General features: G+C 61.6%; 20 protein-coding genes. 11 read left to right on the forward strand and 9 right to left on the reverse strand.

Going from position 1 to position 21,945, the window contains the following annotated elements:
- The coding region (locus H7007_RS12640; RefSeq protein WP_287155677.1) for a hypothetical protein at positions 1 to 928 on the forward strand (928 nt) is incomplete at its 5' end.
- Positions 929 to 1,037: 109 nt separating this feature from the next.
- Here the strand turns inward: H7007_RS12640 and H7007_RS12645 are convergent.
- From H7007_RS12645 to H7007_RS12660, 4 genes are all read right to left on the reverse strand, one after another.
- Positions 1,038 to 3,140 (reverse strand): hypothetical protein, encoded by a 2,103-nt coding sequence (locus H7007_RS12645; RefSeq protein ID WP_287155678.1) that lies wholly within the window; start codon positions 3,138 to 3,140, stop codon positions 1,038 to 1,040.
- A gap of 12 nt (positions 3,141 to 3,152) precedes the next feature.
- Positions 3,153 to 3,707 (reverse strand): DUF1097 family protein, encoded by a 555-nt coding sequence (locus H7007_RS12650; RefSeq protein ID WP_287155679.1) that lies wholly within the window; start codon positions 3,705 to 3,707, stop codon positions 3,153 to 3,155.
- A 322-nt stretch (positions 3,708 to 4,029) separates the two neighbouring features.
- Positions 4,030 to 4,680: a class II aldolase/adducin family protein gene (locus H7007_RS12655; protein ID WP_287155681.1), complete on the reverse strand. Its 651-nt coding sequence runs from the start codon at positions 4,678 to 4,680 to the stop codon at positions 4,030 to 4,032.
- A 245-nt stretch (positions 4,681 to 4,925) separates the two neighbouring features.
- Positions 4,926 to 5,402 (reverse strand): hypothetical protein, encoded by a 477-nt coding sequence (locus H7007_RS12660; protein WP_287155682.1) that lies wholly within the window; start codon positions 5,400 to 5,402, stop codon positions 4,926 to 4,928.
- 123 nt (positions 5,403 to 5,525) lie between these two features.
- On the opposite strand from H7007_RS12660, the gene uppS reads away from it, so the two are divergent.
- The 4 genes from uppS (at position 5,526) to H7007_RS12680 (ending at position 8,192) form a co-directional block, all read left to right on the forward strand.
- Positions 5,526 to 6,257 (forward strand): polyprenyl diphosphate synthase, encoded by a 732-nt coding sequence (uppS, locus tag H7007_RS12665; protein WP_287155683.1) that lies wholly within the window; start codon positions 5,526 to 5,528, stop codon positions 6,255 to 6,257.
- 595 nt (positions 6,258 to 6,852) lie between these two features.
- On the forward strand, positions 6,853 to 7,074 hold the full coding sequence (locus H7007_RS12670) for a hypothetical protein (RefSeq protein WP_287155684.1): 222 nt from the start codon (positions 6,853 to 6,855) through the stop codon (positions 7,072 to 7,074).
- Positions 7,075 to 7,164: 90 nt separating this feature from the next.
- The gene (locus H7007_RS12675) at positions 7,165 to 7,569 is read left to right on the forward strand and encodes a response regulator (protein WP_287155685.1); all 405 of its coding nucleotides are present in this window, start codon (positions 7,165 to 7,167) and stop codon (positions 7,567 to 7,569) included.
- 23 nt (positions 7,570 to 7,592) lie between these two features.
- A complete protein-coding gene (locus H7007_RS12680; protein ID WP_287155686.1) occupies positions 7,593 to 8,192 on the forward strand; it encodes a nitroreductase family protein in 600 nt (199 codons plus the stop codon).
- A gap of 155 nt (positions 8,193 to 8,347) precedes the next feature.
- Here the strand turns inward: H7007_RS12680 and H7007_RS12685 are convergent, their stop codons facing one another.
- The 4 genes from H7007_RS12685 to H7007_RS12700 form a co-directional block, all read right to left on the reverse strand.
- A complete protein-coding gene (locus tag H7007_RS12685; protein ID WP_287155687.1) occupies positions 8,348 to 9,310 on the reverse strand; it encodes a PP-loop family protein in 963 nt (320 codons plus the stop codon).
- Positions 9,311 to 9,603: 293 nt separating this feature from the next.
- A complete protein-coding gene (locus H7007_RS12690) occupies positions 9,604 to 10,878 on the reverse strand; it encodes a sensor histidine kinase (RefSeq protein WP_287155688.1) in 1,275 nt (424 codons plus the stop codon).
- A gap of 119 nt (positions 10,879 to 10,997) precedes the next feature.
- Positions 10,998 to 12,254, reverse strand: a complete 1,257-nt coding sequence (locus H7007_RS12695; RefSeq protein ID WP_287155690.1) for a sensor histidine kinase — start codon at positions 12,252 to 12,254, stop codon at positions 10,998 to 11,000.
- Between the two features lie 220 nt (positions 12,255 to 12,474).
- Complete coding sequence (locus H7007_RS12700) at positions 12,475 to 13,194, reverse strand: hypothetical protein (protein WP_287155691.1); 720 nt, start codon at positions 13,192 to 13,194, stop codon at positions 12,475 to 12,477.
- Positions 13,195 to 13,933: 739 nt separating this feature from the next.
- Here H7007_RS12700 and H7007_RS12705 point away from each other — a divergent pair.
- From H7007_RS12705 to H7007_RS12730, 6 genes are all read left to right on the forward strand, one after another.
- Positions 13,934 to 14,347 (forward strand): STAS domain-containing protein, encoded by a 414-nt coding sequence (locus H7007_RS12705; RefSeq protein WP_350340659.1) that lies wholly within the window; start codon positions 13,934 to 13,936, stop codon positions 14,345 to 14,347.
- A gap of 16 nt (positions 14,348 to 14,363) precedes the next feature.
- A complete protein-coding gene (locus H7007_RS12710) occupies positions 14,364 to 14,732 on the forward strand; it encodes an STAS domain-containing protein (protein ID WP_287155693.1) in 369 nt (122 codons plus the stop codon).
- Between the two features lie 180 nt (positions 14,733 to 14,912).
- On the forward strand, positions 14,913 to 15,305 hold the full coding sequence (locus H7007_RS12715; RefSeq protein ID WP_287155694.1) for an ATP-binding protein: 393 nt from the start codon (positions 14,913 to 14,915) through the stop codon (positions 15,303 to 15,305).
- Positions 15,295 to 16,905 carry a sensor histidine kinase gene (locus H7007_RS12720; RefSeq protein WP_287155695.1) on the forward strand — a complete coding sequence of 537 codons (1,611 nt, stop codon included), beginning with the start codon at positions 15,295 to 15,297 and terminating at the stop codon, positions 16,903 to 16,905. Before H7007_RS12715 ends, H7007_RS12720 begins: the two co-directional genes overlap by 11 nt.
- A gap of 3 nt (positions 16,906 to 16,908) precedes the next feature.
- A complete protein-coding gene (locus H7007_RS12725; RefSeq protein WP_287155696.1) occupies positions 16,909 to 17,274 on the forward strand; it encodes a response regulator in 366 nt (121 codons plus the stop codon).
- A gap of 68 nt (positions 17,275 to 17,342) precedes the next feature.
- Positions 17,343 to 18,998 (forward strand): ATP-binding protein, encoded by a 1,656-nt coding sequence (locus H7007_RS12730; protein WP_287155698.1) that lies wholly within the window; start codon positions 17,343 to 17,345, stop codon positions 18,996 to 18,998.
- A 209-nt stretch (positions 18,999 to 19,207) separates the two neighbouring features.
- Here H7007_RS12730 and H7007_RS12735 read toward each other — a convergent pair whose 3' ends face one another.
- The gene (locus H7007_RS12735; protein ID WP_287155700.1) at positions 19,208 to 21,922 is read right to left on the reverse strand and encodes a DEAD/DEAH box helicase; all 2,715 of its coding nucleotides are present in this window, start codon (positions 21,920 to 21,922) and stop codon (positions 19,208 to 19,210) included.
- Positions 21,923 to 21,945: the final 23 nt, after the last annotated feature.

Genomic DNA, 21,945 nt, shown 5'->3' on the forward strand with positions numbered 1-21,945 from the left:
CTGGGAGAGGACCTTCGGCGGTGAGGGATGGGATAGGGGGTATTCGTTGGCGATCACCGCCGACGGCGGGTATCTCCTTGCCGGAGACACCGACTCCTCCGGGGCCGGCCTGTGCGATGTTTATCTGGTGAAGGTGGATGCGGACGGAAACCGGTTGTGGTCGGAGACTTACGGGGGGAGCGGGTACGACTGGGCCTATTCCGTGCAGGAGACCACGGACGGCAGCTTTCTCCTGGCGGGCCAGACGGAATCCCTCGGGTCGCCCTCCGGAATCTATCTGCTGAAAACCGATGCCCAGGGGACATTGCTCTGGCAGAAGAAGGTAGACCTTGGGGGGACCTCACTGGCCAACGGCGTGGAAGCAGCTCCGGATGGGGGCTATGTCCTTTGCGGCTGGGTCGTGAGGCAAGGAAAGAAGGATATGGACGCCTGCCTGGTAAAAGTTGACAGAGACGGGAATGTCCTCTGGCAGAGGTTTTTCGGGGGAGGCGGGGACGACTGGTGGTCCTCCGTCAAGGCGGTCCCCGGAGCGGGATATGTGCTCGCGGGAGGAACCACCTCCAGGGGGTCGGGAAAGTACGATGCCTATCTGGTCATGACGGATGAGCAGGGGGAGCTCTTGTGGGAAAGGACTTTTGGCGGTGAGGGGGACGACTACGCCCATGGAGTCTGCGTGTTGGAGGGCGGAGGTTTCGCGCTCGCCGGGAGCGTCTGGTCGGCGGCCTCCGGCGATGATGCGTACCTGGCGATAACCGACGAAGAAGGGAATGCTCTGCTGGAGAGGACGTACGGAGGCGGGGGCGGAGACTGGGCTTATTCCGTCATCCCCGTGCCTGATGGAGGCCTGGTCCTCGTCGGGGGATGTGCCTTGACACCCGACAGGGGGGAGGACGTGTTCCTGGTCAAAGTATCCGCTGGTGAGGTCTGATCTCTTCTAAAGATTGTGCAAGGGTTCCGGGGCAAAACAGGGGGAAGAGTGCAACGAGGTCAGGGAAAGGGCGCCCGCGAGGGGCGCCCTTCTTTACGATTGCAGCCCGTCATGCGGCGGCGCGGCGGGAGAGCATTATACCTCCGGCCACCAGGATGAGGGCGAAGACGATGGAGAGCACGATGGCCACGACCCAGCTGGCCTTGGAACCGGCCTTGTAGTTGTATGTGGGCTTGGCCTGATAGACGAAGCGCACCTGGTTGGTGGCGTCCTCGGCGCGGCCCAGCAGGTGGTCGAACTCCTCGGCGCGTTTGGCGATGGCCTTCAGCTCCGCCTCCGTGGTGTTGAGCATCACCAGGTTCTTGTACAGCCCGTCCACCATCTGCTGCGTGCCGCCCCCCACCTGGGTGAGGCCCTCCTTGATGGCGTTGGTGCCGTAGAGCAGGGTGTCCGGCGTCCCGGCGCTGCCCAGTCCGGCTATGGCGTCGGCAAGCCCCGCGGAAAGCAACTCCAGGCCCTCCAGGAGGCCGGGGTTGTTCGGGTCGCCCGTGGACATCCCCGCCTTGAGCTGATGCAGGCCCCCTTGGATGGCGGCCATGGCGTAGAGCAAGGTTTTATCCGTGGTCTCCGTGCCGATTCCCGCTTTCATGGCGTTCAATCCGCCGATCACTTTGTCCACCGCGTACATTAAGGTCTTCGCCTGCGGGTCGCTGCTCTTGATCCCGTTCTGGATGGCCATGAGCCCGGCCATTACAAGGTGCACCCCATAGATCAGGGTCTTCTCGGTGTATTGGTTGCCCACCCCGTTTATGATCCCCTGTGCGTAGCCCTGGATGGTGGCCTTTAGGACGGGGTCGGTTATCCCCTCCGCCGCGGCGAATATGAGCTGCGCTACCTGTTTGATACCCGGTTTGGGCACGCCGGAGGGGTTGTCCAACCCGAGCTCCAGTGAGCGCATGCCGAAAAGGAGCGTCTCGTCGGTAGCCGTGTCGCCTATCCCTTCGTATATCCCCTCAAGACCTTCCTTCATGGCGTTCATGGCGTAGAGCAGGGTCTCGTCTTCGGTCTCCGAACCTATCCCCGCCAGCATTCCGTACAGCCCGCCGATCACCGCGTTCGCGGCATAGAGGAGGGTTTGGGGGGTTCTCTCCGAGCCGATGCCCGCCGCCGCCTCTTCCACACCCGGGATCATCGCGGAGTCTATGTTGGACTTGGCGTACGGCAGGCCCTCCTGGGCGTCGGCCATCTGCTTCAGGCCGTTATCTACGGCGGTGATACCGTAGAGAAGGGTATCCTCCTTGGAGGGGTCCCCTACACCCTCGTTGATCTGCTTGACGCCCCCGTAGAGCTGTTCCAGTCCGGCCTTGAAGAGGGCCGTGGGATCCACCTGGTTGGTCTCCGGGAAGACGAAGGCCACGGCCAGGGTCAGGGGCGGGAGCTGGAAGTCTTTCACGTCGGCCTTGATCCAGATGGTATGGCTTTCCTCAGTGGCCGGCGGGAAGAGGGGGATGCTCCACCCCACGTTGTAGAAATCGGGCATGGGCACAACGAGCCCCGTGGGGTCGGCCTCCAGGTTGTAGAATATGCGGTTGTCGAAGTACCAGTCGTAGGGCTGGATGACCAGGGGGAGGTAGGTCTCCACCTCGGTCTCCTTCAATTCTCCTGTGTCCGGGTCCTTGTACTCCACGCGGGTCTTCTCCTTGCTGGTGTTCTTGAAGGTCACCTCCATCTCGAAGCGCCCGCTCTTTCCGGTGATCTCGTCAAGGTCGGTGACCGGCACCCCGTCGAACTTGTACTTGAAGCGCACGTCGAGGGGGATGCGGGTCCTGGCTTCCTCCACCATGGCCTCGGAGAGCTTGGTGGCGGCGATGTAGCTGGCGTTGTCCTTGGACTTCAGCCCCTCCCAGACAAGGTAATCGCCCTCCACCTTGGGCTTCTTGAAGCCCTTCACCCCCTGCCACCCGGTATTCTCACCGAAGGCTTTCTTCTCCCGGACGTCGAAGGTCCCGTCGCCTTTGAGGGAGAGGATCTCGAAGACCTGCACCTCCTCGATCTCCCCGGACCAGTCCATGGTGCAGAAGACGAACTCCGAGTCCACCACGTCCTTTTTATCCGTTTTCTCCGTGGTCGCCCCCGCAGGTATCGCCGTTGTCAGGGTGATCACCATGCCAAGGGCGAGGAGCGGCACCAGGATCTTCTTTATGCGTCTCATCGCCGCCACCTCCTACTCGCCACCGGATCCCGACGTCTCCACCGCCTCCTTGCGGCGCGGGGAGATGATCAGGGCGTCCAGAACCGCGGCCAGGAGCATCCCGAAGAGGAGGGAGAGTACGGTGCCGAAGAGGGTGGTCAAGGCCCTGGGGAGGGCCTCCACGGGTTTTTCCATGAGAAGGTAATCGAACCTAGAGACGGCTCCCAGAAAGACCCCCCAGCCCACCAGGTACATGGGGAGCATCTCCCGCATCTTGGGGATGGAGACCAGTCCGGCTATGAGGACGAAGATGGCACCGGCGATGGCCACCGAGAGCCCGTAGTAGAGCGGGAAGACCAGCATGTAGAGGACGAAGCTGAGCAGTCCCGCCAGCACCCCAAGTACCGAACCCAGGGTCATCCAGGGAAGGGAGCGCATGAGGGTAGGTCCGTATGCCATGCACACCCCGAAGGCCACCAGCGCCGCCCAGTAAGCCTTGGCTCCCAGCCAGTCGAAGAGCCAGATCCAGAAGAAAGCCGCCACGGCCAGCACCAGAGCCAGGATGGCGTTGCGTTTGAGGTTTTCCATACCTATCCCCCCTCTTATACGCGAAAGACCGCCGACTGTTCTAAACGGAGGTGTGCTCACCATCTGCGATGGAGAGGAAGATCCGCTGACGGCAATGGGGCATCACCTCCTCCATCCGAGCCGCTCCCCGCTTAAATCGATTATCGGCCAGACCTGGCTGGTCAAGCAACACAAAACATCCCAAAATGTATCCTTTCAGGCCCTCTTCGGGTCCTTCACGTAAATTTTTTCCACTTTCACATCGGTTATACCTTTTATGCGTTCGTTACCCGCCGTTCTACACGGTGAGAGCTGTCTTTTCTCCGTCTTAGACCCGCAGCCTTCATCCTCCCTTTCCCTTCATCATCCTCCGCAGGGCAAGAAGGTTGGCCTTGGGTTCGGGCGGGAGTTCCCTGGCCCCGCCCAGTATCTGAGAGTAAAGGGTGACGGCGGCGCAGAACTCGAGGGTCTCCAGGCGGTGGTAGGCCTGTTCCACGTCGCTTCCCCAGCAGAGCGCTCCGTGGTTCTCGAGGAGCACCGCGTCGTAGTCCTCCAGGTAGGGAACGACCGCTTCGGCCAGCTCCGGGCTACCCGGCGGGCGGAAGGGCACCAGGGGCACCTCGCCCAGAAAGATCACAGCTTCCGGTATGAGGTGCAGGTCCAGAGGCTTCCCGGCAACGGCGAAGGCCGTGGCCATTGGAGGATGGGCGTGCACCACCCCTCCTATATCCGCCCTTTCCCGGTATACCCGCAGGTGCATGGGGGTCTCCGTGGTGGGGTGGCCCTCGCCGCGCAGGACCTTTCCGTCCAGGTCCACCGCGAGTACCTGCTCAGGGCGCATGAAGCCCTTGCTCACCAGGGTAGGAGTGATTAGGATTGTTTCCTCGTCCAGGCGGGCGGAGATGTTGCCGGAGTTGGCCGAGGCCATGCCCCTCTGCCAGACGCGGCGCCCTATCTCGCATATCAGTTCCCGGAGATGCGTCTCGTCGCTCAATTCCCCTCCCCTTCCCGCCCGATGCCTTTAAAGGCGGTTCGGCTTTGCCGACCCTCATGGGGGCGCATCACGGCGTCCCCTCCGGATCCCTCATCCGTTCCCGCCGGCGCCCAGCCTTCACGGGTCCTGGCTATCAGGCTGGCCCTGCGGCTCTTCGCCGCCTTCACGCACGTCGCCTGCGGTTGGCGCCCAACGCCCTTAGCCCCCATGCGTGTCTGCCGGCGGCAACGGATGCCTTTTCGCCGTCAAAAGATCCTCTTCTCCCACCAGCGCTCCTTGCCACCCTCCCCTTTGCGGTAGGTGCGCACGTTTATCTTCTGCTTGGCCGCGGGAGTCTCAAGCGGTTGTTCCACCTCCAGAGGGTCTTCCATCTCCATCACTTTCTCCTCGTGGTGCAGCACGAGGGCACCCACCACCTTGATGGGAGAATCCTTCAATCGTCCCAGCATCTCTTCCCATCCCTGCCGGGGGTTGCCCATGGCCTGATACACCTCCAAGAGATAGTCGGCGAAGACGAAGGCCAGGGGCTTCAGTTCCGCCTCGTAGAGTTCCCGGTCCTCGGGGGTGAACTCCTCGGAGGGCACGTCCATGAGGTTCAAGAGGTGTTGAGGCGCCTGCAGGCCCTTCTCTTCGAACTTACGCTCCAGCTTCCGGGTGAAGAAGCTTCGGTTCACCTTCCGCGGGCTTGACGTCTTGGGGGACTGTTCCGAGATCCCTTCCACTACTCTCACCTCGACCTTAACTTTTCCTCCCGTGCAGTTCACTTTCATTATATCGGAAGGATGCGCCTTACCTTGAACTGATTTATAATACCTTTGCGCCGGACCTGATCGGGGAGGGGCGATTTGAAGGACATCCTGCCGGCTCACATCGGCATCATCATGGACGGCAACGGCCGCTGGGCCAAGATGCGGGGCCTTCCGCGCATCGAGGGGCACAGACAGGGCGAGGAATCCATCATGGAGGCGGTGAGGTTCTGTGCCGCCAAAGGCATAAGAGCCCTCTCCCTCTTCGCCTTCTCCACAGAGAACTGGGAACGCCCCCCGGAGGAAGTACGTTTTCTGGTCAACATGAGCCGGGACGTCCTCCGCAAGAGGCTGGAGGAGTTCATGGAACTGGGAGTGCGCCTGAGGCACTTGGGAAGGAGGGACCGCATACCGGAGAAGATACTGGCATGGTTCGACCTGGCGGCTGCGGCGACCGCCGGGAACCGGGGTTTGAACCTGAACATCAATTTCAATTACGGGGGGAGGCGGGAGATACTCGATGCCTCCCTGCGTGTCGCCGAAGCGGTCAGGAGGGGAGAGCTGTCTCCCGACGGAATAGACGAGAACAGTTTGAGAGAGTTTTTCTACGCGCCAGACCTCCCAGATATTGACCTCCTCATTCGGACGGCGGGAGAGATGCGCATAAGCAACTTCATGCTCTGGCACCTGGCAAAGGCCGAGATACTGGTCACCCCAGTGCTGTGGCCGGATTTCGGATGGAAGGAACTGGAAGACGCCCTTGAGGAGTACAGGCGCCGGAAACTCGACGAAAAGAGCGATTACCATGCGCCGGAGAGGGACTGGTCCTGAGATTCCCCCTTGACTCTTACGCCTCTTTCCGGAAAGGTCGGGAGAGGACACCGCAGTCCTTCCCCTCCCGCTCTAATCCCGCCAGGGCATCCGGGTACCGGACGAAACCGCATCTGGAGAAGGCATCATCGTCTTTTCCATCCCCTTCCAATCCGTCCGCGGAAAGCCGGCGACGAAAAATCCTCCGTCGACTCTTGAGAGGCATACGATCCTTCAGGAAAGCGATTCTTCCTTCACGATCTCGGGAATGTCCGAACGCCCATAAGAAGACCCGTTTGTGGCGGAGGTCTTTTCTTTGCCTATAGGGCCGATGCGGCGGAATTCCCTCATCCTGAAAACCGGCTTTTCATCTATCCGCTATGCATCAAGGTCCTTGCCATCCGTTGTGGTGTTTTTCATCTCGTGAGGTTGAAAAGATACCGTAAAGCTTGATGTAAAGCCCAGTTTTTTGGCTTATGGATTCTCGAATTGCGACGTCCAGGAAAGTTCAGGGAAATGCTTTCGGCTGCCGAAAAATAGGTTAACCGAGGAGAAGGAAAATTTATCCCGGAGAAGAAAATTGGGTAGAGATCAATTCGTGGAAAGGAGTGAGGAGATGGCTACCAAACCAGCGAAGAAGACCGCGGCGAAGAAGACGGCGGCCAAGAAGACCGCAGCCAAGAAGCCGGCCGCCAAGAAGACCGCAGCCAAGAAGCCGGCCGCCAAGAAGACCGCAGCCAAGAAGCCGGCCGCCAAGAAGACCGCGGCCAAGAAGACGGCGGCCAAGAAGACCGCAGCCAAGAAGCCGGCCGCCAAGAAGACCGCGGCGAAGAAGTAGCCACATTCTTATCACCGGGCAGCTCCCCGGCCAATCCTTTGCCCGAGGTCCACGGAGGGGACCGGGAAAAGAAGCGGGGAGCTTGTCTTTTTGACCGTTCTTTCACCGACATCTATACTCATAGGCATGGGGAGCAAGACGGTTCTGGTGATCGAGGACGATCACTCCATCGCCAGGCTTATCGAGATAGTGCTCAGCGGCAAAGGGTTTCACACCCATATCTGTCTCGACGCCTCGAGTGCGCTGGAGATCTTCAGCCGCGTGCGTCCCGACCTGGTAATCCTTGACATCCACATGCCGCGCCGAAGCGGCTTCAGTGTCTTGAAGCGCCTACGGCAGGAAGACGCGACTCAGAACACGCCCATAGTGGTCTTCTCCGTCCTCACCCGCGGAAAGAGCGTGGATCAGCTGGTGAGGATGGGGGCCAGCGATTTCGTGTCCAAGAGCGAGGGCGTGGATGCGCTGGTGGAGAAGGTCATGTCCATCCTGTCCTGAGGCCGTCGAAGAGGGCGGTGAAGATGGAGGTACTGGAGGCCATAAAGAGGAGGAGGAGCATACGCAGGTTTGAGGACCGGCCGGTTCCCGAGGAATGCATCCGAGAGATCCTGGAGGCCGCAAGGCTGGCCCCTTCGGCCAGCAACCTTCAGACCTGGAAATTCAAGGTGGTGACCGATCCCGAGATCCGTAAATCATTGCGCGAGGCGGCGTTCGACCAGAAGTTCGTGGAGCGGGCCCCCGTGGTCATCGTGGCCTGTATCGATTTCACCGCTTTCGGGGAGCGCTCCAGGAGGACGTTGGAGCTTCTGCGCTCGGGAGCCATCAGGCCGAGCCTGGAGATGCTCCTGCGCTATTTACGGGGGGAGAAGGGCGCGGAACAGGAGGAGAGGAACCTGATCAGCGCCTGCATCAACGTGAGCATCGCCGTCCAGAACATGGTGCTTGCGGCGACCTCCCTCGGCCTGGGCACCTGCTGGGTGCGGGCCTTCGACCCTCAGAGGGTGGCGGAGATACTCGAACTTCCTCCCGAATGCCCGCCCCTCATCCTCCTCCCCTTGGGTTACCCGCGGGAGGATCCCGAGCCACGGAGCCGCAAGTCCCTCTCGGATATCCTCCTGTGAGGCGCGAGCGAGGGACGGCTTTTAAGGATCCTAAGGCCGGTTCTTCCTTTGACCATCTCACATCCATGCATTGGGTAGGGACTCACGCCCTCGCCGCCTCTCGAGGTGGTTTTCCTCCGTGGAGGTCCCGCCCGGGCCGTGGGCTGGGGGAGCGCTCAATCCTCCGGCGCCGGTATGGTGATCTCGGCGTTTGAGGTCCGGCCGGCGAACCAGTCTGCCAGGCGGCATATGGTGCACGGGTCTTGGGCGGCGAGCTCACCGCATCGGGAGCAGGGCTCGATGGGGTTGAGGGAATCCGGTTCCCGGGACGGCAGTATCTCTCGCAGGGAGAGGGCGAGCTGCAGCTTGCTGGAAGGGATCACCTTCTCCATTTGCTCGAAGACGTCCTTGAGGGCATGACCGCGCGGACTCCAGGTGGGACACTTTTCCTCGAAGACGGGAAGTCCGCGCAGGCGGCAGTAGAGCAGGTTAAGCCTCTCCGGCATGTAATAGAGTGGCTTTATCTTACGCACCAGACCATTCTCCGGGGGGAGCACGGGGGGCGGGAGCTGGTACTTCCGGGAGAGCAGGTTCTTGAAGGCGAAGAGGAGGATGTCCTCCAGGGTGTGCGCGGTGGCCACCGCGTTCGCTCCCAGCCTGGCCGCCTCGCGGTTGAAGAGGGCCCGTTTGATGGCTCCGCAAACGGCACAGGGGTGCCATCCCTTGATGCGCTGCACCCGCAGGCCCATGTCGCCGATACGGAGCACCCGAAGTTCGACCTGTGCCAGCGCGCACTGTTCCTCGACCAGGCGCAGGTTGCGGTCGGAGAAGTCCCCCATGGCGAGGTGGAAATGGAGGGCCGTGAGGTCGAAACCCATGACCACTCCCAGGCGCTTCAAGGCGTAGAGGAGGGCGACCGAGTCCTTGCCGCCCGAAAGGGCCAGCACCACCCTCTCGCCTTCCCGTATCATGTCGTGCTTTTCCAGGGCCCGCCTGATGCGCCTCTCGAAAAAGCGCAGGTAGCAGGGCGAGCACAACTTGAGGTTGAACTCCGTCAGGCGCAGCACTCGAGTCCGCGCCCCGCATATGCGGCAGCGACCGTCCACCTCCGGTACGGGAAGACCTTTCGCCTCTTCCATGGGAACAATTTAACAAAAGCGAATGGTTATTTTGAACCGTGGCGGTAGTTTCGGGAGATGATGCGGGCCGCACGGCGCGAGACATTGGGCCACACCTTTCGCATCGGGTGACGAGCGAGGACTCGATGGGCGGCGGCGGTGCCGCGGCGGACCCCTGGTGGGAGGGGGAGGGCCTCAGCCCGGTTTGAGGGCCGAAGTGACATCGCGCCCCCTGTTCCGGCCCGGCAGGGACCCAAAGTGGAAGGTGGCCCGCGGCATGACCGGGAGGTTCTGGCTGCATGCCGCCGCGTCGGTCAGCCCCCTTCGCCGGCTGTGGGTGGGGTGGCGGATCGGGCTTCCTGCCCTTCCGAGCCGGGGGCCAGTGGGAGGCGTGTGACCATGGTCAGCCAGCCGCCCGAAGCCCTGATGACGCTGAAGAGGCCACCGTGCGCGGCGATGATGCGGCGGGCGATGGCCAGGTCCAGGTCGCCCTCGCTGGCGTCCCAGTGGGCCATGGGATGGAGCTTGGGGTTCTCTCCCAGAAAGGTCGCCTGCCGGTTCCTCACGTTTACCGTGTACACCAGCTCCTCTCCCTCCGCCTTCATGGAGACGCGCACTTCCGACCCGCTGCCGAAGCGGCGGGAGATGAAGTCGAACATGCCGTTGATAGCCCGGCTCATCCTCTTCACGTCCACCGTCACCCGAGGGAGGCCGGGCGGAAAGGCGCAAACCACCTCCCGTTGGTCGCATGCGTGCTCCAGGGCCGGCAACGCGGCCCGTACCAGCTCCTCCAGCGGGTAGGCCTCGCGCTGCAGGGGAACCTTGCCCGATTCCAGCCGCGATACGTCCAGCAGGTCCTCCACCAGCCTGCCGAGGTTCTCCGCCTCACGGCGAATGATGGAAAGATATTCCATCTCCGTCTTGTGATCCAGAGGCTTGGAGACCAGCATCTCGCTGAAACCCTGGAGGGAGGTCAAGGGAGTGCGCATCTCGAAACTAACCGCCGATACGAATCCCGATGCGGCGCGGTTCATATCGGCGAGCTTGCGCAGTTCCTCCATGGAGCGCGACCTCTCCCGATGCTGACGTCGTGCCTCCGCGCTCAGGCGTTCGAAGAGGAGGGAGACGAATATCAGGAAGAAGGCCTGCGAACATATGAGCTGGGTCTCTCCGGCCGACGCGCGGTGGAAGAGCGTGGAGGCCGAAAGGTGTGCGGCCAGGGACAGGGTCACAAGGACGGCGGACAAGCCCGGTGAGGAGAGCAGGCCGCACCCGAAGGCGGTCACGAGGAGCAACAGGGGGAAGAGTGGACTTCGGGCCCCACCGCTCAGGGAAATGGAGGCCGCCAACAGGGAGAGGTCCGCCAGCAGAAGGAGGAAGACCAGAGGGGCCAGGGAACGTCTGAGGGCGCTCTCCCGGTAGGGAAGTACGAGGGTCACGGTGTTGACCACCAGCACGCCCAGCAGGGGGAGAAGCACCGCGAAGAGGTTCATATCCACCTCGTGAGGGAGCAGGAGCAGCGCGGCGACCAGAGGGACGGACACCCAGACGAAATTGCCGAAGGTGCGGGCCATGTTCCCTCTGAACATTACGCCGTCACTCCCCTATTCTCGGTCTTCCGCGAGCCGGCGAACCGTGTCCGGAACCCCCTCGTCCCCTTCCCGTGGGGGCGAAGCGGGATGCATTTCCCGATGAACGGCATCTTCCCTCATCGGTTCTCCCCTCCCCTGATGGGCAGGTACACGGTGAAGGTGCTTCCCTTTCCCGGCTCGCTCCTGGCGGTTATCTTCCCGCCGTGCAGGTCCACGAGGTGCTTGACGATGGTCAGGCCCAAGCCGGTACCGCTGATGCCCGTGACCTCCTCCCTCTCGAGCCTGCTGAACCTCTCGAAGATGCGGGGCAGGTCCTCGGGAGGGATGCCTATCCCCTCGTCGCGCACGGATATGGTCACGTACTTTCCCTCCAGTCCCGTCGTCACCTCCACCTTCCCCCCCGCGGGGGAGTATTTGATGGCGTTGCTCAGCAGGTTCTGGATCACCTGCCGTAGGCGCTCCGGATCGGCATAGACGGTGGGGATGGCGCGGGAGCCCGAGTATTCCAGGCTGTGGATATCCGTCTGGGAACGGAAGAAATCCAGCTCACCGTTTATAAGCTCCGGGATGTTCACCGGCACGCGGTTCAACTCCAGCCCGGCCTCAATCCTCGAGAGGTTGAGCAGGTTGGTGACCAGCCGGGACAGGCGCTCCGATTCGGAGAGGATGATGCGGTAGTATTCCATCCGTTTCTCGGGCGGGGTGTCAGCGGAGGACGCCATCTCGCTGAAGCCCTGGATGGAGGTGAGCGGGGTGCGGATCTCGTGGGCCACCATGGAGACGTACTCCGATTTGGCTTTCTCCAGTCTGCGTATGAAATCGCCGAGGCTGGACACCTCCCGGCGGGATTCTTCGAGGCGCCGCAGTTCCATGGCGATCTGGGTGGAGAGGAAGCAGGCCAGGTAGAGGTAGAGGATGTTGAGGAAAAGGGTTTGTGAACCCTGGGCCGTGAAGGGCCGGGAGGTGAGGGCGGCGAGGAGGTACATGGCGGCCAAGACGGAAGTGCTCGCCACCGCGAGCCCCGCGTCGAAGAAGGCACCGGCGATGACCGGTCCCGGGAGGAGGGCGTAATAGAGGGGGCTTTTAGGCCCGTCACTGAAGAAGACGGCGGCGCAGGCCGTGGCGTAATAGAGGGTCAGCCCCAGAAAGAAGGGCGGTATACGGGGCAAGATCTTGCCTTGCCTGCTCGGGTAGAGGAGGACGAGGTGATGGGCGAGCACCAAGACCGCCAGGGCGGCGAGGAACACGTAGAGCATGGAGTGGTCCATCTTCTGTTCGTGAGGAAGGTGTATGATGAACGCCGTGGCCGTGATGCCCACGACCGCAAACAGGGTCAGTTGCTCGGCGAGTCTCCTGCGGAAGTCCGTCTCCATGGCTCGTCCCGATCACCCGTTCGGTCTCCGGCTATCCCTTCATCTCGGCGCTCGCACGGATCGGTGCCCCTCCCCTCCGTTCGAGTCCGGGGCTCCGCTCTCCGGGATGCCATCCGCGATCCCGTAATCTCATTCTATCCCTTCCCCGCCGTCCCTCTCACTCCTCCCATAGACGACGAAAGGGCGGGCTTGCGCCCGCCCTGAGAACGCATATCAGCGATCAATATTCCAGGATCTGGGAGAGGGGTATGTCCGCCAGGTGGGTGGTGGTGAAATAGGAGCTGCCGTCCCGGGCCCAACCCAGATCCTGCGCGTACCCGTAACGGTTCACATGGTAGGTGTACAGCTTGCTCGGCAGGCCCCAGTCCCAGGTCTCGAGCAGCCCGTTGACCTCGATGTAGGCGGTGTTGGGGTCTATGGCCGCGCCGTTGGTGTCGAAGGTGAAGAAGAGGCGCACGCTGCCGCCCAGGTGGTCGGGATAGCGGGCTCCGAGGTCGTTGTGGGTGTGGTTCCCCCTCCTCCAGAGGTAGGAACTGGCGCTGGAACCTTTGCCGTATAGGATGTAGGAACGGCCCCCGCTGTGCAGGATGAGCTGCAGTGGCATGTAGTCCAGGGAGCGGTCGTTGGTCAGCCACTCCACGGTGATGTACAGGTGCACGTAGTTGGCGCCGCTCCAGGCGGCGTTGTGCGCTCCCGGAGAGTGGACGTTGATGATGCCGCTCTGGGGGTCCACGTCCTCGGAGGGTACGGCGTTGCGGAAGATATAGCGGTAATCCCCCCAGGTCACATGGGGCTTGGTGGGTTCCTGGGGCGCCTGTTCCTCCTTCGCCGTGCCGGCCTGGGTTTCTCCTCCCGCCTTCTCCTCCTGCGCCCATGACCAGCCCATGAGCATGAGCAGGAGGAGGGAACAGAGCAGAACTATGAATATCATCCTCTTCATTCCCGGACCCCCTTCACATCCCACACCTTTCCGGAAAAAGGAAATAGTTTTCCAAGCTCCTCAATTTTATCATATCGGCATGCTCCTCAGCCGTCTTGACACGCAGTTTGAACACCATTTCCTGCGCTCGGGAACTTTAACGCCTGTTGTCCGCTTTTCGGTCGTATGCCTTAAGTAATGCATTGCGCTTTGCGAGAGCGAGAAACGAGTTTACCGAATACCGCGTACCGATATACACGGCTCTCTTGAGCACGTCCATGTAATACAGATGAAGAACTACCGAGCCTACTCGCAGGCGGGGGTCGAGCCATCGGTATTGATGCGACGGCTTTGATTTAGGAACGCGGCTTCACAATACGGAAAACTTCATCAGGTATAAGGGATTACTTGTTCCGCTGGAATATACGGCGGCGCAGTTGGCGGCGGCGTTTTCGCCGGGCTTTCTTATACCGGAAGACGTCCGTGCCCTTCACCGCCGCAACACAGGAGGATATGGGACGAACAGGGAGGATCCGGCTGTGCTCAAGCGGAAGGTCGGTGGTTATGCGGGTCTCCGAGAAGGATGAGAATTTTTAACTTCAGGCCTATAATAAAATCGTTGAAACGGGGAATAAGGGTGACGCGGCCGTTATTGCACCATCGATCAGGAACCTTTCGCAGCCACTACTTTACCGCTCTGACCATAGATTATCTTTGTGCGAACACCGCCATTCACCGGTATGGACGAGAGGAGGGGGAGATGGTGGAGAGAAAGATCCTCGACGAGGAGCTATTGCGCACACCCGTAAATCTGGTGTGGGATCACGTGCTCATGCTTCCCATCGTCGGCTTGTTGGATTCCATGCGTACCCAGAATATCATGGAGATCGCTCTGGCCAAGATCCAGGAAACCCGCGCCCGGGTCCTGATCATCGACATCATGGGAGTGGCGGTGATGGACGAAGCCGTGGCGGAGCACATCATCAAGATAACCCGTGCGGCGAAACTGATGGGTTGCGAGTGCATCCTCACCGGGGTTTCCCCGGATATCGCACGGAACATCGTGAGCCGGGGCCTGGATCTGGGCGACCTTCGTACCCATGCCACCATACGCGACGGATTGGAGATGGCCTTTCGCGTGCTTGGCTTGGAGGTGAGGAAGTCCGAGGGTTGACCATGGAGCGGGAAACATGGACGGCTACCTGTTGGAAGGAGACAGGATTTACGTCCTGCTGCGGGAAGAGCCGGACGACGAGTACCTCGCTTCCCTTCAAGTGACCATCCCGGAAGTTGTCTACCGTATGGGAGTCCGCGGAATGATCGTGGACCTCGCGGCTCTTCCTTTTCTGGACGGGTCCACCGTCCGTGCCCTCTGTGAACTGGCCCGCACGGTCGAACTCATGGGGGCACCCACCGTCGTTTGCGGGATTGGGCCGGGTACCGCCGCTTCCCTCGCTAACCTGGGGCTTGACCTGGACGGGTTACCTGTGGCGGCGGACAAGGAAAGGGCGGAGAAACTTCTCGAGGTGATGCGGGAAGGGGTTTGGAGAGGAGGATGAGTGCCCCCTTCCGGGGGGTGTGGGGAGGAAGGGGCAAAAGGGCATCGGGGGGAGGATCTGCAAGCGCAGGCCCGGCATAGGCCGGAGACGGAATAAAGGCTCGGGAATGTCTTAGGTGGCGGAATAGAGGGTGCATGTGTGACCCCGAGGATGGAAACTCAGGGTTTGGAGAGATGCTCGATGCGTGAGCTGTCGCTGAGGGAATGGGAAGACGCGTGGGCGGTCCCCGGAGTTGTTGGAGAGGCTGCTGAAGAGGCGGGGTTGGGAAGGTTGGAGGCCATGTCCTTGGCCACGGCGGCTGTGGAGCTGGCCAACAACGTGCTGGTGCACGCGGGGTCCGGCTTCCTGCGCGTGCGCGTCGTGAGGAATGAATCTGGTACGGGTGTGGAGGTGACCGTAACGGACTCCGGCCCGGGCATAGCCGATCAAGATGCGGCGCTGTCGGAGGGCGCCAGCACCGCCGGAGGTCTGGGAGTGGGCCTTCCAGGGGTGCGCAGGCTGGTGGACGAGTTTTACCTGTTCTCCGAGAAGGGGGTGGGCACCACTGTAGTGGTGCGGAAATATGTCCGCTGAACGTGAGGTTTCCGAGGTCTCTTGCGGTGCGGGAAGCGTGGAGCTCGGCGTGATAGAGCTGGATCCCGAAACCGCTCCCTTCCGTATAGGAAACAAGATCAGGATGCTGGCCGAGGAGCTGCGCCTGGGCAAGACGGTCTCCGCTTGCCTGGGGGCGGCGACCGCCGAGGCCGTCCGCTCCATCCTGGCCGGAGGAGGGGAGAGGCGGCTGGAGGTGGGCATGGAGCTCGGCGACCCGACGCCGTGCCTGGTGATGTGCGTCGAACTGCCCGAGGGCGAGAGTGATGATGTGGTTTCCCTGGCGAGCCCGTCCTTCGACCTTGTGGAGGTAACGGATGGGACGGAGGGAAGGCGGAGGCTGAGAATGTGCAAGGAGCTTCCTCCGGCTGCCGGGTCGATGGACGGGGAATCTCGGGGACGGATGAAGGCCTTACTGGAACGCCATTCCGAAAAGGAGCTTCTCAGGTTACTGGGAAGGGAGAGGAATTTCCTGGAGAACACCCTTCAAGCCCTGCTCGACGTATTTCTGGTATTCGAGCCGGGAGGCCGCCTGCTGAAGTGGAACAGGAGGCTCAACGAACTCAGCGGATTGGAGGATGCCGATATCGCGGAAATCGGTGTCTACGGGTTGCTAGAGGGGAGAGGCTTCTCCTTGAAGGAGGAGGTAGGGGGGCTTTTATCCCGTGGGGCAGAGGGATCGCGTTCCCTTAAGGTATGGCTGATGGGATGTGGTGGGAAACGGATACCCTGCGAGATGGCGATCTCGTCCTTCATGGAACCCTCGGGGGGACGGGGAGGCTTTTGCGCCGTGGTGAGGGACATGACCTCGCACGAGCTCTTGGAGGAGGAGCTCAGGAGAACGGCCCGGGAGATGGAGGAGGCCAGAGACAGGGCAGAGTCCGCTGACCGGCTCAAGTCGGCCTTCCTGGCCACCATGTCCCACGAGCTGCGCACCCCCCTGAACTCCATCATCGGGTTCACCGGCATACTCCTGCAGGGACTGGCCGGGCCCCTCAACGATGAGCAGGCCAAGCAACTGAGCATGGTGAAGCAAAGCGCCTCTCATCTCCTGGACCTCATCAACGACATCCTGGACCTCTCCAAGATCGAGGCGGGCCAGCTGGAGATTCACCCCGAACTTCTGGACCTGGGGGAGCTGCTGGCGGAGGTGGAGAACACCATCCGCCCCATGGCTGAGGCTAAGGGATTGCTTTTCTCGATGGTATGCCCTGAGGAGACCGAGTTCGTGGAGGCGGACCGCAAACGCCTGAAGCAGGTGCTCCTGAACCTTCTCAGCAACGCCGTCAAGTTCACCGATGAGGGCAGCGTAACCCTGGAATGCGCGAGGGAAGGGGAAAAATGGCTCTTTTCGGTCCTTGATACGGGTCCGGGGATAAAAAGAGAGGATCTGGGCAAGCTCTTCAAGCCGTTCCAGCAGCTGGACATGTCCGCCGCACGCGTCAAGGAGGGGACTGGACTGGGGCTCTCCATCTGCCGCCGACTCGTGGAGATGATGGGAGGGGAGATAGGAGTGGAGAGCGAGTACGGGAAGGGAAGCCGTTTCTACTTCTATATACCGGCTTTGGGCAGGGGGTCTTGACCTATGGCGAGGATCCTGTACATCGAGGACAACGAACAGAACCTGTATTTGGTCACCTTCATCTTGGAGAAAGCCGGGCACCAGGTCATCCAAGCCCGCGACGGATGGGCGGGATTGGACCTGGCGGAATCCGCGGCTCCGGACATGGTGCTCCTCGATTTTCAGCTTCCGGGGATGGACGGCATGGAAGTCTTGAGGCGCCTCAAAGCCTCTCCGTTCACGCGGGAAATACCGGTCCTGGCGGTTACCTCTTACGCCATGGTAGGGGACAGGGAGAGGCTCCTGCAGGCGGGGTGCAGCGGATACATCGAGAAGCCGATCAATCCGGAGACCTTCCTTCAACAGGTGGAGAGGTTCCTTTCCGCCTGAGGACGGGGAGATGCTTCACCGGGACGCGAGGTCCGCAAAGGAATCGGGTGAAAGGAGCGCGGTACGGGATGAAGGGCACGGTGCTCATCGTGGACGATAACGAGGAAAACCTCTATATGTTGCGCGCCCTGCTGCAGGGTCACGGATATCACGTCGAGGAGGCGCGCAACGGAGAGGAGGCCCTTGCCAAGGCCAGGTCATCTCCCCCCGACCTGTTGATCACCGACATCCTCATGCCGGTCATGGACGGGTTCACCCTCTGCCGGGAATGGAAGAAAGACGAAAAACTCAAATCTAAGCCTTTCATCTTCTACACCGCGACCTATACCGACCCCAAGGACGAGGAGTTCGCACTCAGCTTGGGTGCCGAGCGCTTCATCGTCAAGCCGGCCGACCCGGTGGATTTCATGCTTTTGATCGAGGAGGTGCTCAAGGCCGCGGAGGCGGGAAGGATCACGCCGCGGGAGCTCCCTCCTCAGGACGAAGCCTGCGTTCTCAAGCGATACAATCAGCGCCTTATCCAGAAACTGGAAAAGAAGATGTTGGACCTGGAAAGGGAGAGCGCTCTGCGCCGAAAGAGCGAACAGAGGCTGGCCATGCTGGTCGACCTTTTCCTCCGGTTGAGCACCAACTACCGTTCCAACATGGTCCGCATAATCCGCATGGGCAAGCAGGTGTTGGAGGTGCCCATGGCCGTCTATCTGCGCCGTGGTGATGAATCCACTGAACTGATAACCTGCGGAATGGAGGAGGGTTCCCGCCGCCGGGAGGGCGTCGAGGGTAGGTTCCTTGAGCGGTTGATGGAGGAAGCGGAGGGCTCCATCGTGATCGAGCCCCTGAGCGGCGAGCCGGATGCCGGGGATGACCTTCTGGTCATGGGTTATGGCTTCGATTCCCTTCTGGGGTGTCCGGTAAGGCTTGGCGATACAAAGATCGGGTTCCTGGCATTCTTGCGCCCGTCCACCGGGCTCTGGTCGCCCGAGGAACGGGATATCGCCGGCATGCTGGCGCGCGCCGTGGAGATCGAGGAGGAAAGGCTGGACCACGAGGAGAGGATAAAGAATTTCATCGACGTGGCCTCGCATGAGATCCGGCACCCGGTAACTATCATAGCGGGATACGCCCAGACCCTGAGGGAACAATGGGAGAGATTGGGCGATGAGGAGAGGCGGCAGATGCTCGGCTATATTCAGGGGGGTACGGAGAGGCTGGAAAAGTTATCGCAGCGTTTGCTTGACGTTTCCTCCATCCAGAGGGACGTTTTCCGGATGAGCATGGAAACCGTCGAATTGGAGAATGTCATTCGTGATTGGTTTGAGCTCGAGGTCGGAGGAGGCTTGGGAGAAAGACTTCGTCTCAAACTGGTCAACGATCTTGACGTAGGACATCTCGACCCCGTGAGATTGGGAGAATTGCTCTCCATCCTCGTGGACAACGCCGTTAAGTTTTCCCCTCCCGCATCCCCCGTAGAGGTGGAAGTAGAGAGAAGCGGGGGCCGGCTTGATGTAGCGGTGAAGGATAGAGGACACGGCGTCCCTTCGGGGATGGAGGGGCGCATCTTCGAGCCTTTCGTGCAAGCCGAGGACGCCCTGCACCACTCATCGGAGGGCATGGGCGTAGGGCTGTACGTCGCCAGCGAGATCGTCCGAAGGCACGGCGGCGCTTTGTGGCATGAGCCCCGGGAGGGAGGTGGGTCGGTATTCCGTTTCTCGATAAAGGTGTGAGGGGATCAGGGCGAATAACCACTGTTTTTTCAAGGGGGAAGGCGTCTTTGCCGATGAGGCGATTGGCCATGCTTGCCGAGAATAGAGATCTTGCTTGATAAGGCTTGAAATTTTTCCTTTAACATGGCAATCAACGGTACGTCGACGGTATCTTATCAATTCCTATCAAACTCGGGTTCACTTCCAGGAGTTTTCCTCTTTGTCGCGCTCTAGCGGCCGGGGATGCCGCTTTCCAGCTCCTCCTCCATCACGTCCACCACACTGGTGTAGGCCACTATGCTGCGGTGGATGCGGTCCATGGCCCCGGAGAACTTCTCCGAAAGGAGCGGGTCCTCGGTCACCTCCTTCATCTGGCGCAGGATGTCCAGGACCTGTTTCATGGAGCGGACAAAATCCCCCGCCGAGTACTGGGGGTAAGTCGACGATATGTAGGCGAGGTCCTCGCCCGTCGCCCAGTCGTAGACGACGGGCACGAAACCCGGGTCCAGAGGCCGCACGAGGTCCAGCCCTTCCCGCCTCTCCAGGGCCTTGATCCTCCCCTCCAGACTGCGGGCCTCGAGTATGGCCTCCTGCAGCGCGGGAGTGGGGACCGTGGGGCCCTGCGCCGGTTCCCGGTAAGGCCTTCCCCCTCTGCGGCGGGGGGTAGGACCCTCCCGTGTCTCGAAGACGAAGACCGAGGCCAGGGCCGCAGTCTCCGCCTCGTCCAGGGGGAGGAACAACCCCTCTTCGAGGCACTCCACCAGGATGAGGTCGCACTCGTTGTAGATGCGGGAGAGGACGATGCCCTTGGGGGTGGGTTTCTCCCCTTCCAGGTAGCCCAGGCGTTCCAGCACCCGCATGACGTTGGCCAGTTTCCGGGAGGAGACGTCGCTGCGCGCTTCCATCTGCCGCTGCACGCGTTCCATCTCCGTCTGCAGGTTCCTGATGCTCCGGCAGGTCTCGAGGCAGGCCTCACGTCTCTCGCAGGTGTGGCACGGGCTGCCCTCCAGCTCTTCCCGGAGGCCTATCAGTTCCTCGCGGTGGGGGAGGTGGAATTCCTCTTCCCATTCCTGGGGCGGCGGGACTCGGAAACCGGCCAGGGCCTGCCGCAACTTCTTTTCCTCCGCCCTGCTCCTGGCGGGAATGAAGGGTTTACCCAGGTGACCTATGACCTGAGGGGGATATGGAAAGTTCTGGTAGGAAACTTTGAGGAGCCGCCCCCGGTCGTCCAGGGCCGTCAGGCGCGGGTCGCCGTGTTTGTCCTCGGAGATGGAGAGTACCACCGCCGCCCGACGGGAGCCCCTGCGGTGCAGAACCAGCACGTCGCCGGGGACCAGTTCCTCGAGCTCCCGGTTGATCAGCTCGCGCCTGCGCCGCCGGCGCTCGGCGGCCATCTCCTTCTCCAGGCGCGAGATCTCGCTCCGGGCGGCGAGATAGGCCATGGGATCGCCGCGTTGGCATTCTATCTTCCGGCGATGGGCCTGGATGCGCATGGCCAGGCGGGAACGGGAACGTTCCAGGCGCACCACCTCGCGGTCGGCGTGGAACTGGGCGAAGCTGGAGTTGAGCATGTGCACCGTGGTCTCCACATCGTAATAGTGCAGCAGGTTCACCACCATGTTGTAGGAAAGGGAAAAACTGGAAGTAATAGGGAGGCTTTCCATCTCCGCCAGCCTGCGTACCTGGGAGAAGGGTACCATGGGGTTGTAGAGCGTTATGGCGTTGCCCACCTTGTCTATGCCCCGGCGGCCGGCGCGTCCGGTGAACTGGGTATACTCCGTGGGGGTGAGGAATTCGTGGGATTCCCCGGTGAACTTGAACAGGGACTCGATGACCACCGTCTTGGCGGGCATGTTTATCCCCAGGGAGAGGGTCTCCGTGGCAAAGACCACCTTCACCAGGCCCTGGGCGAAGAGGTCCTCCACTATCTCCTTGAATATGGGCAGGTGTCCGGCGTGGTGGGAGGCCAACCCCCTCTTGAGGGCCTCCAGCCAGAGGTCGAAACCGAAGACCTTCAGATCCTCCTCCGGAAGCCAGGCCACCCGGGCCAGGGCCTGCTCCTCGATGACCCGCTTCTCCTCCGGGGTGGTCAGGTCCGCGCCCTCCTCCAGGCAGTGAGCCACGCCGGCGTCGCAGCCGGCGCGGCTGAAGATGAAGTAAATGGCCGGGAGCATGCCCGATTTGCGCAACCGCTCCACCACGTCCGCCCGGCGGGGGATGAGGTGGCGGGTGCGGGGCCTCCTGCCGTCCCGGCCCCTGCCCTTCATGGAGCGCTCGTATTCCTCCACCACCCCCGGGGCCCGGTCGGAGAGAAGGTTGACCATGATGCCGCCTATGAAATAGTAGTGGCGCAGCGGGACCGGCCGCCGGTCGTGGTAGACGACGTCCACGTCGCCGCGCAGGTCGTTGAGCCACTCCCCGAACTCGCCGTAGTTGGACACCGTGGCCGAGAGGGCCACTATCTTGATGTCCGTGGGCAGGTGGATGATTATCTCCTCCCATACCGGACCCCGGAAGGGGTCCATGAGGTAATGGCATTCGTCGAGGACCACGTAGCGCAGGTCGTAGAGGTCCGGGGAGCGTTCGTAGATCATGTTGCGCAGCACCTCAGTGGTCATGATCACCACCGGCGCCTGGGGGTTGATGCTGTTGTCCCCGGTGAGGAGGCCCACGGCGTCCGGCCCGTAGATGTCGCCGAAGTCGCGGAATTTCTGGTTGCTGAGCGCCTTCAGGGGCGTGGTGTAAAAGGTCCGTCCCCCCTGCCTCTCCGCCAGCCACACGGCGAACTCCGCCACCACCGTCTTCCCCGACCCGGTGGGGGCGACCACGAGTACGGAGCGGTCACGGGCAAGACTCTCTATGGCTTGGAGCTGGAAATCGTCCAGGGGGAAGGGATAGCGCGCGGTGAACTCCGCGATCAGGTCCTTTTCCCGTTTTCTCTCCACGCCTCAATTGTAGCAGAATGCCG

Origin of the sequence: Candidatus Solincola tengchongensis (genome assembly GCF_015711935.1) — a bacterium.
In the GTDB taxonomy this organism is placed as follows: domain Bacteria; phylum Actinomycetota; class Geothermincolia; order Geothermincolales; family RBG-13-55-18; genus Solincola_A; species Solincola_A tengchongensis.

Bases quoted from the DNA above. Each gene is read 5' to 3' on its own strand.
- H7007_RS12645 (WP_287155678.1), bottom strand. From the start codon at position 3,140: ATGAGACGCATAAAGAAGATCCTGGTGCCGCTCCTCGCCCTTGGCATG.
- H7007_RS12650 (WP_287155679.1), bottom strand. From the start codon at position 3,707: ATGGAAAACCTCAAACGCAACGCCATCCTGGCTCTGGTGCTGGCCGTG.
- H7007_RS12670 (WP_287155684.1), top strand. From the start codon at position 6,853: ATGGCTACCAAACCAGCGAAGAAGACCGCGGCGAAGAAGACGGCGGCC.
- H7007_RS12680 (WP_287155686.1), top strand. From the start codon at position 7,593: ATGGAGGTACTGGAGGCCATAAAGAGGAGGAGGAGCATACGCAGGTTT.
- H7007_RS12685 (WP_287155687.1), bottom strand. From the start codon at position 9,310: ATGGAAGAGGCGAAAGGTCTTCCCGTACCGGAGGTGGACGGTCGCTGC.
- H7007_RS12690 (WP_287155688.1), bottom strand. From the start codon at position 10,878: ATGTTCAGAGGGAACATGGCCCGCACCTTCGGCAATTTCGTCTGGGTG.
- H7007_RS12695 (WP_287155690.1), bottom strand. From the start codon at position 12,254: ATGGAGACGGACTTCCGCAGGAGACTCGCCGAGCAACTGACCCTGTTT.
- H7007_RS12700 (WP_287155691.1), bottom strand. From the start codon at position 13,194: ATGAAGAGGATGATATTCATAGTTCTGCTCTGTTCCCTCCTCCTGCTC.
- H7007_RS12705 (WP_350340659.1), top strand. From the start codon at position 13,934: ATGGTGGAGAGAAAGATCCTCGACGAGGAGCTATTGCGCACACCCGTA.
- H7007_RS12710 (WP_287155693.1), top strand. From the start codon at position 14,364: ATGGACGGCTACCTGTTGGAAGGAGACAGGATTTACGTCCTGCTGCGG.
- H7007_RS12715 (WP_287155694.1), top strand. From the start codon at position 14,913: ATGCGTGAGCTGTCGCTGAGGGAATGGGAAGACGCGTGGGCGGTCCCC.
- H7007_RS12720 (WP_287155695.1), top strand. From the start codon at position 15,295: ATGTCCGCTGAACGTGAGGTTTCCGAGGTCTCTTGCGGTGCGGGAAGC.
- H7007_RS12725 (WP_287155696.1), top strand. From the start codon at position 16,909: ATGGCGAGGATCCTGTACATCGAGGACAACGAACAGAACCTGTATTTG.
- H7007_RS12730 (WP_287155698.1), top strand. From the start codon at position 17,343: ATGAAGGGCACGGTGCTCATCGTGGACGATAACGAGGAAAACCTCTAT.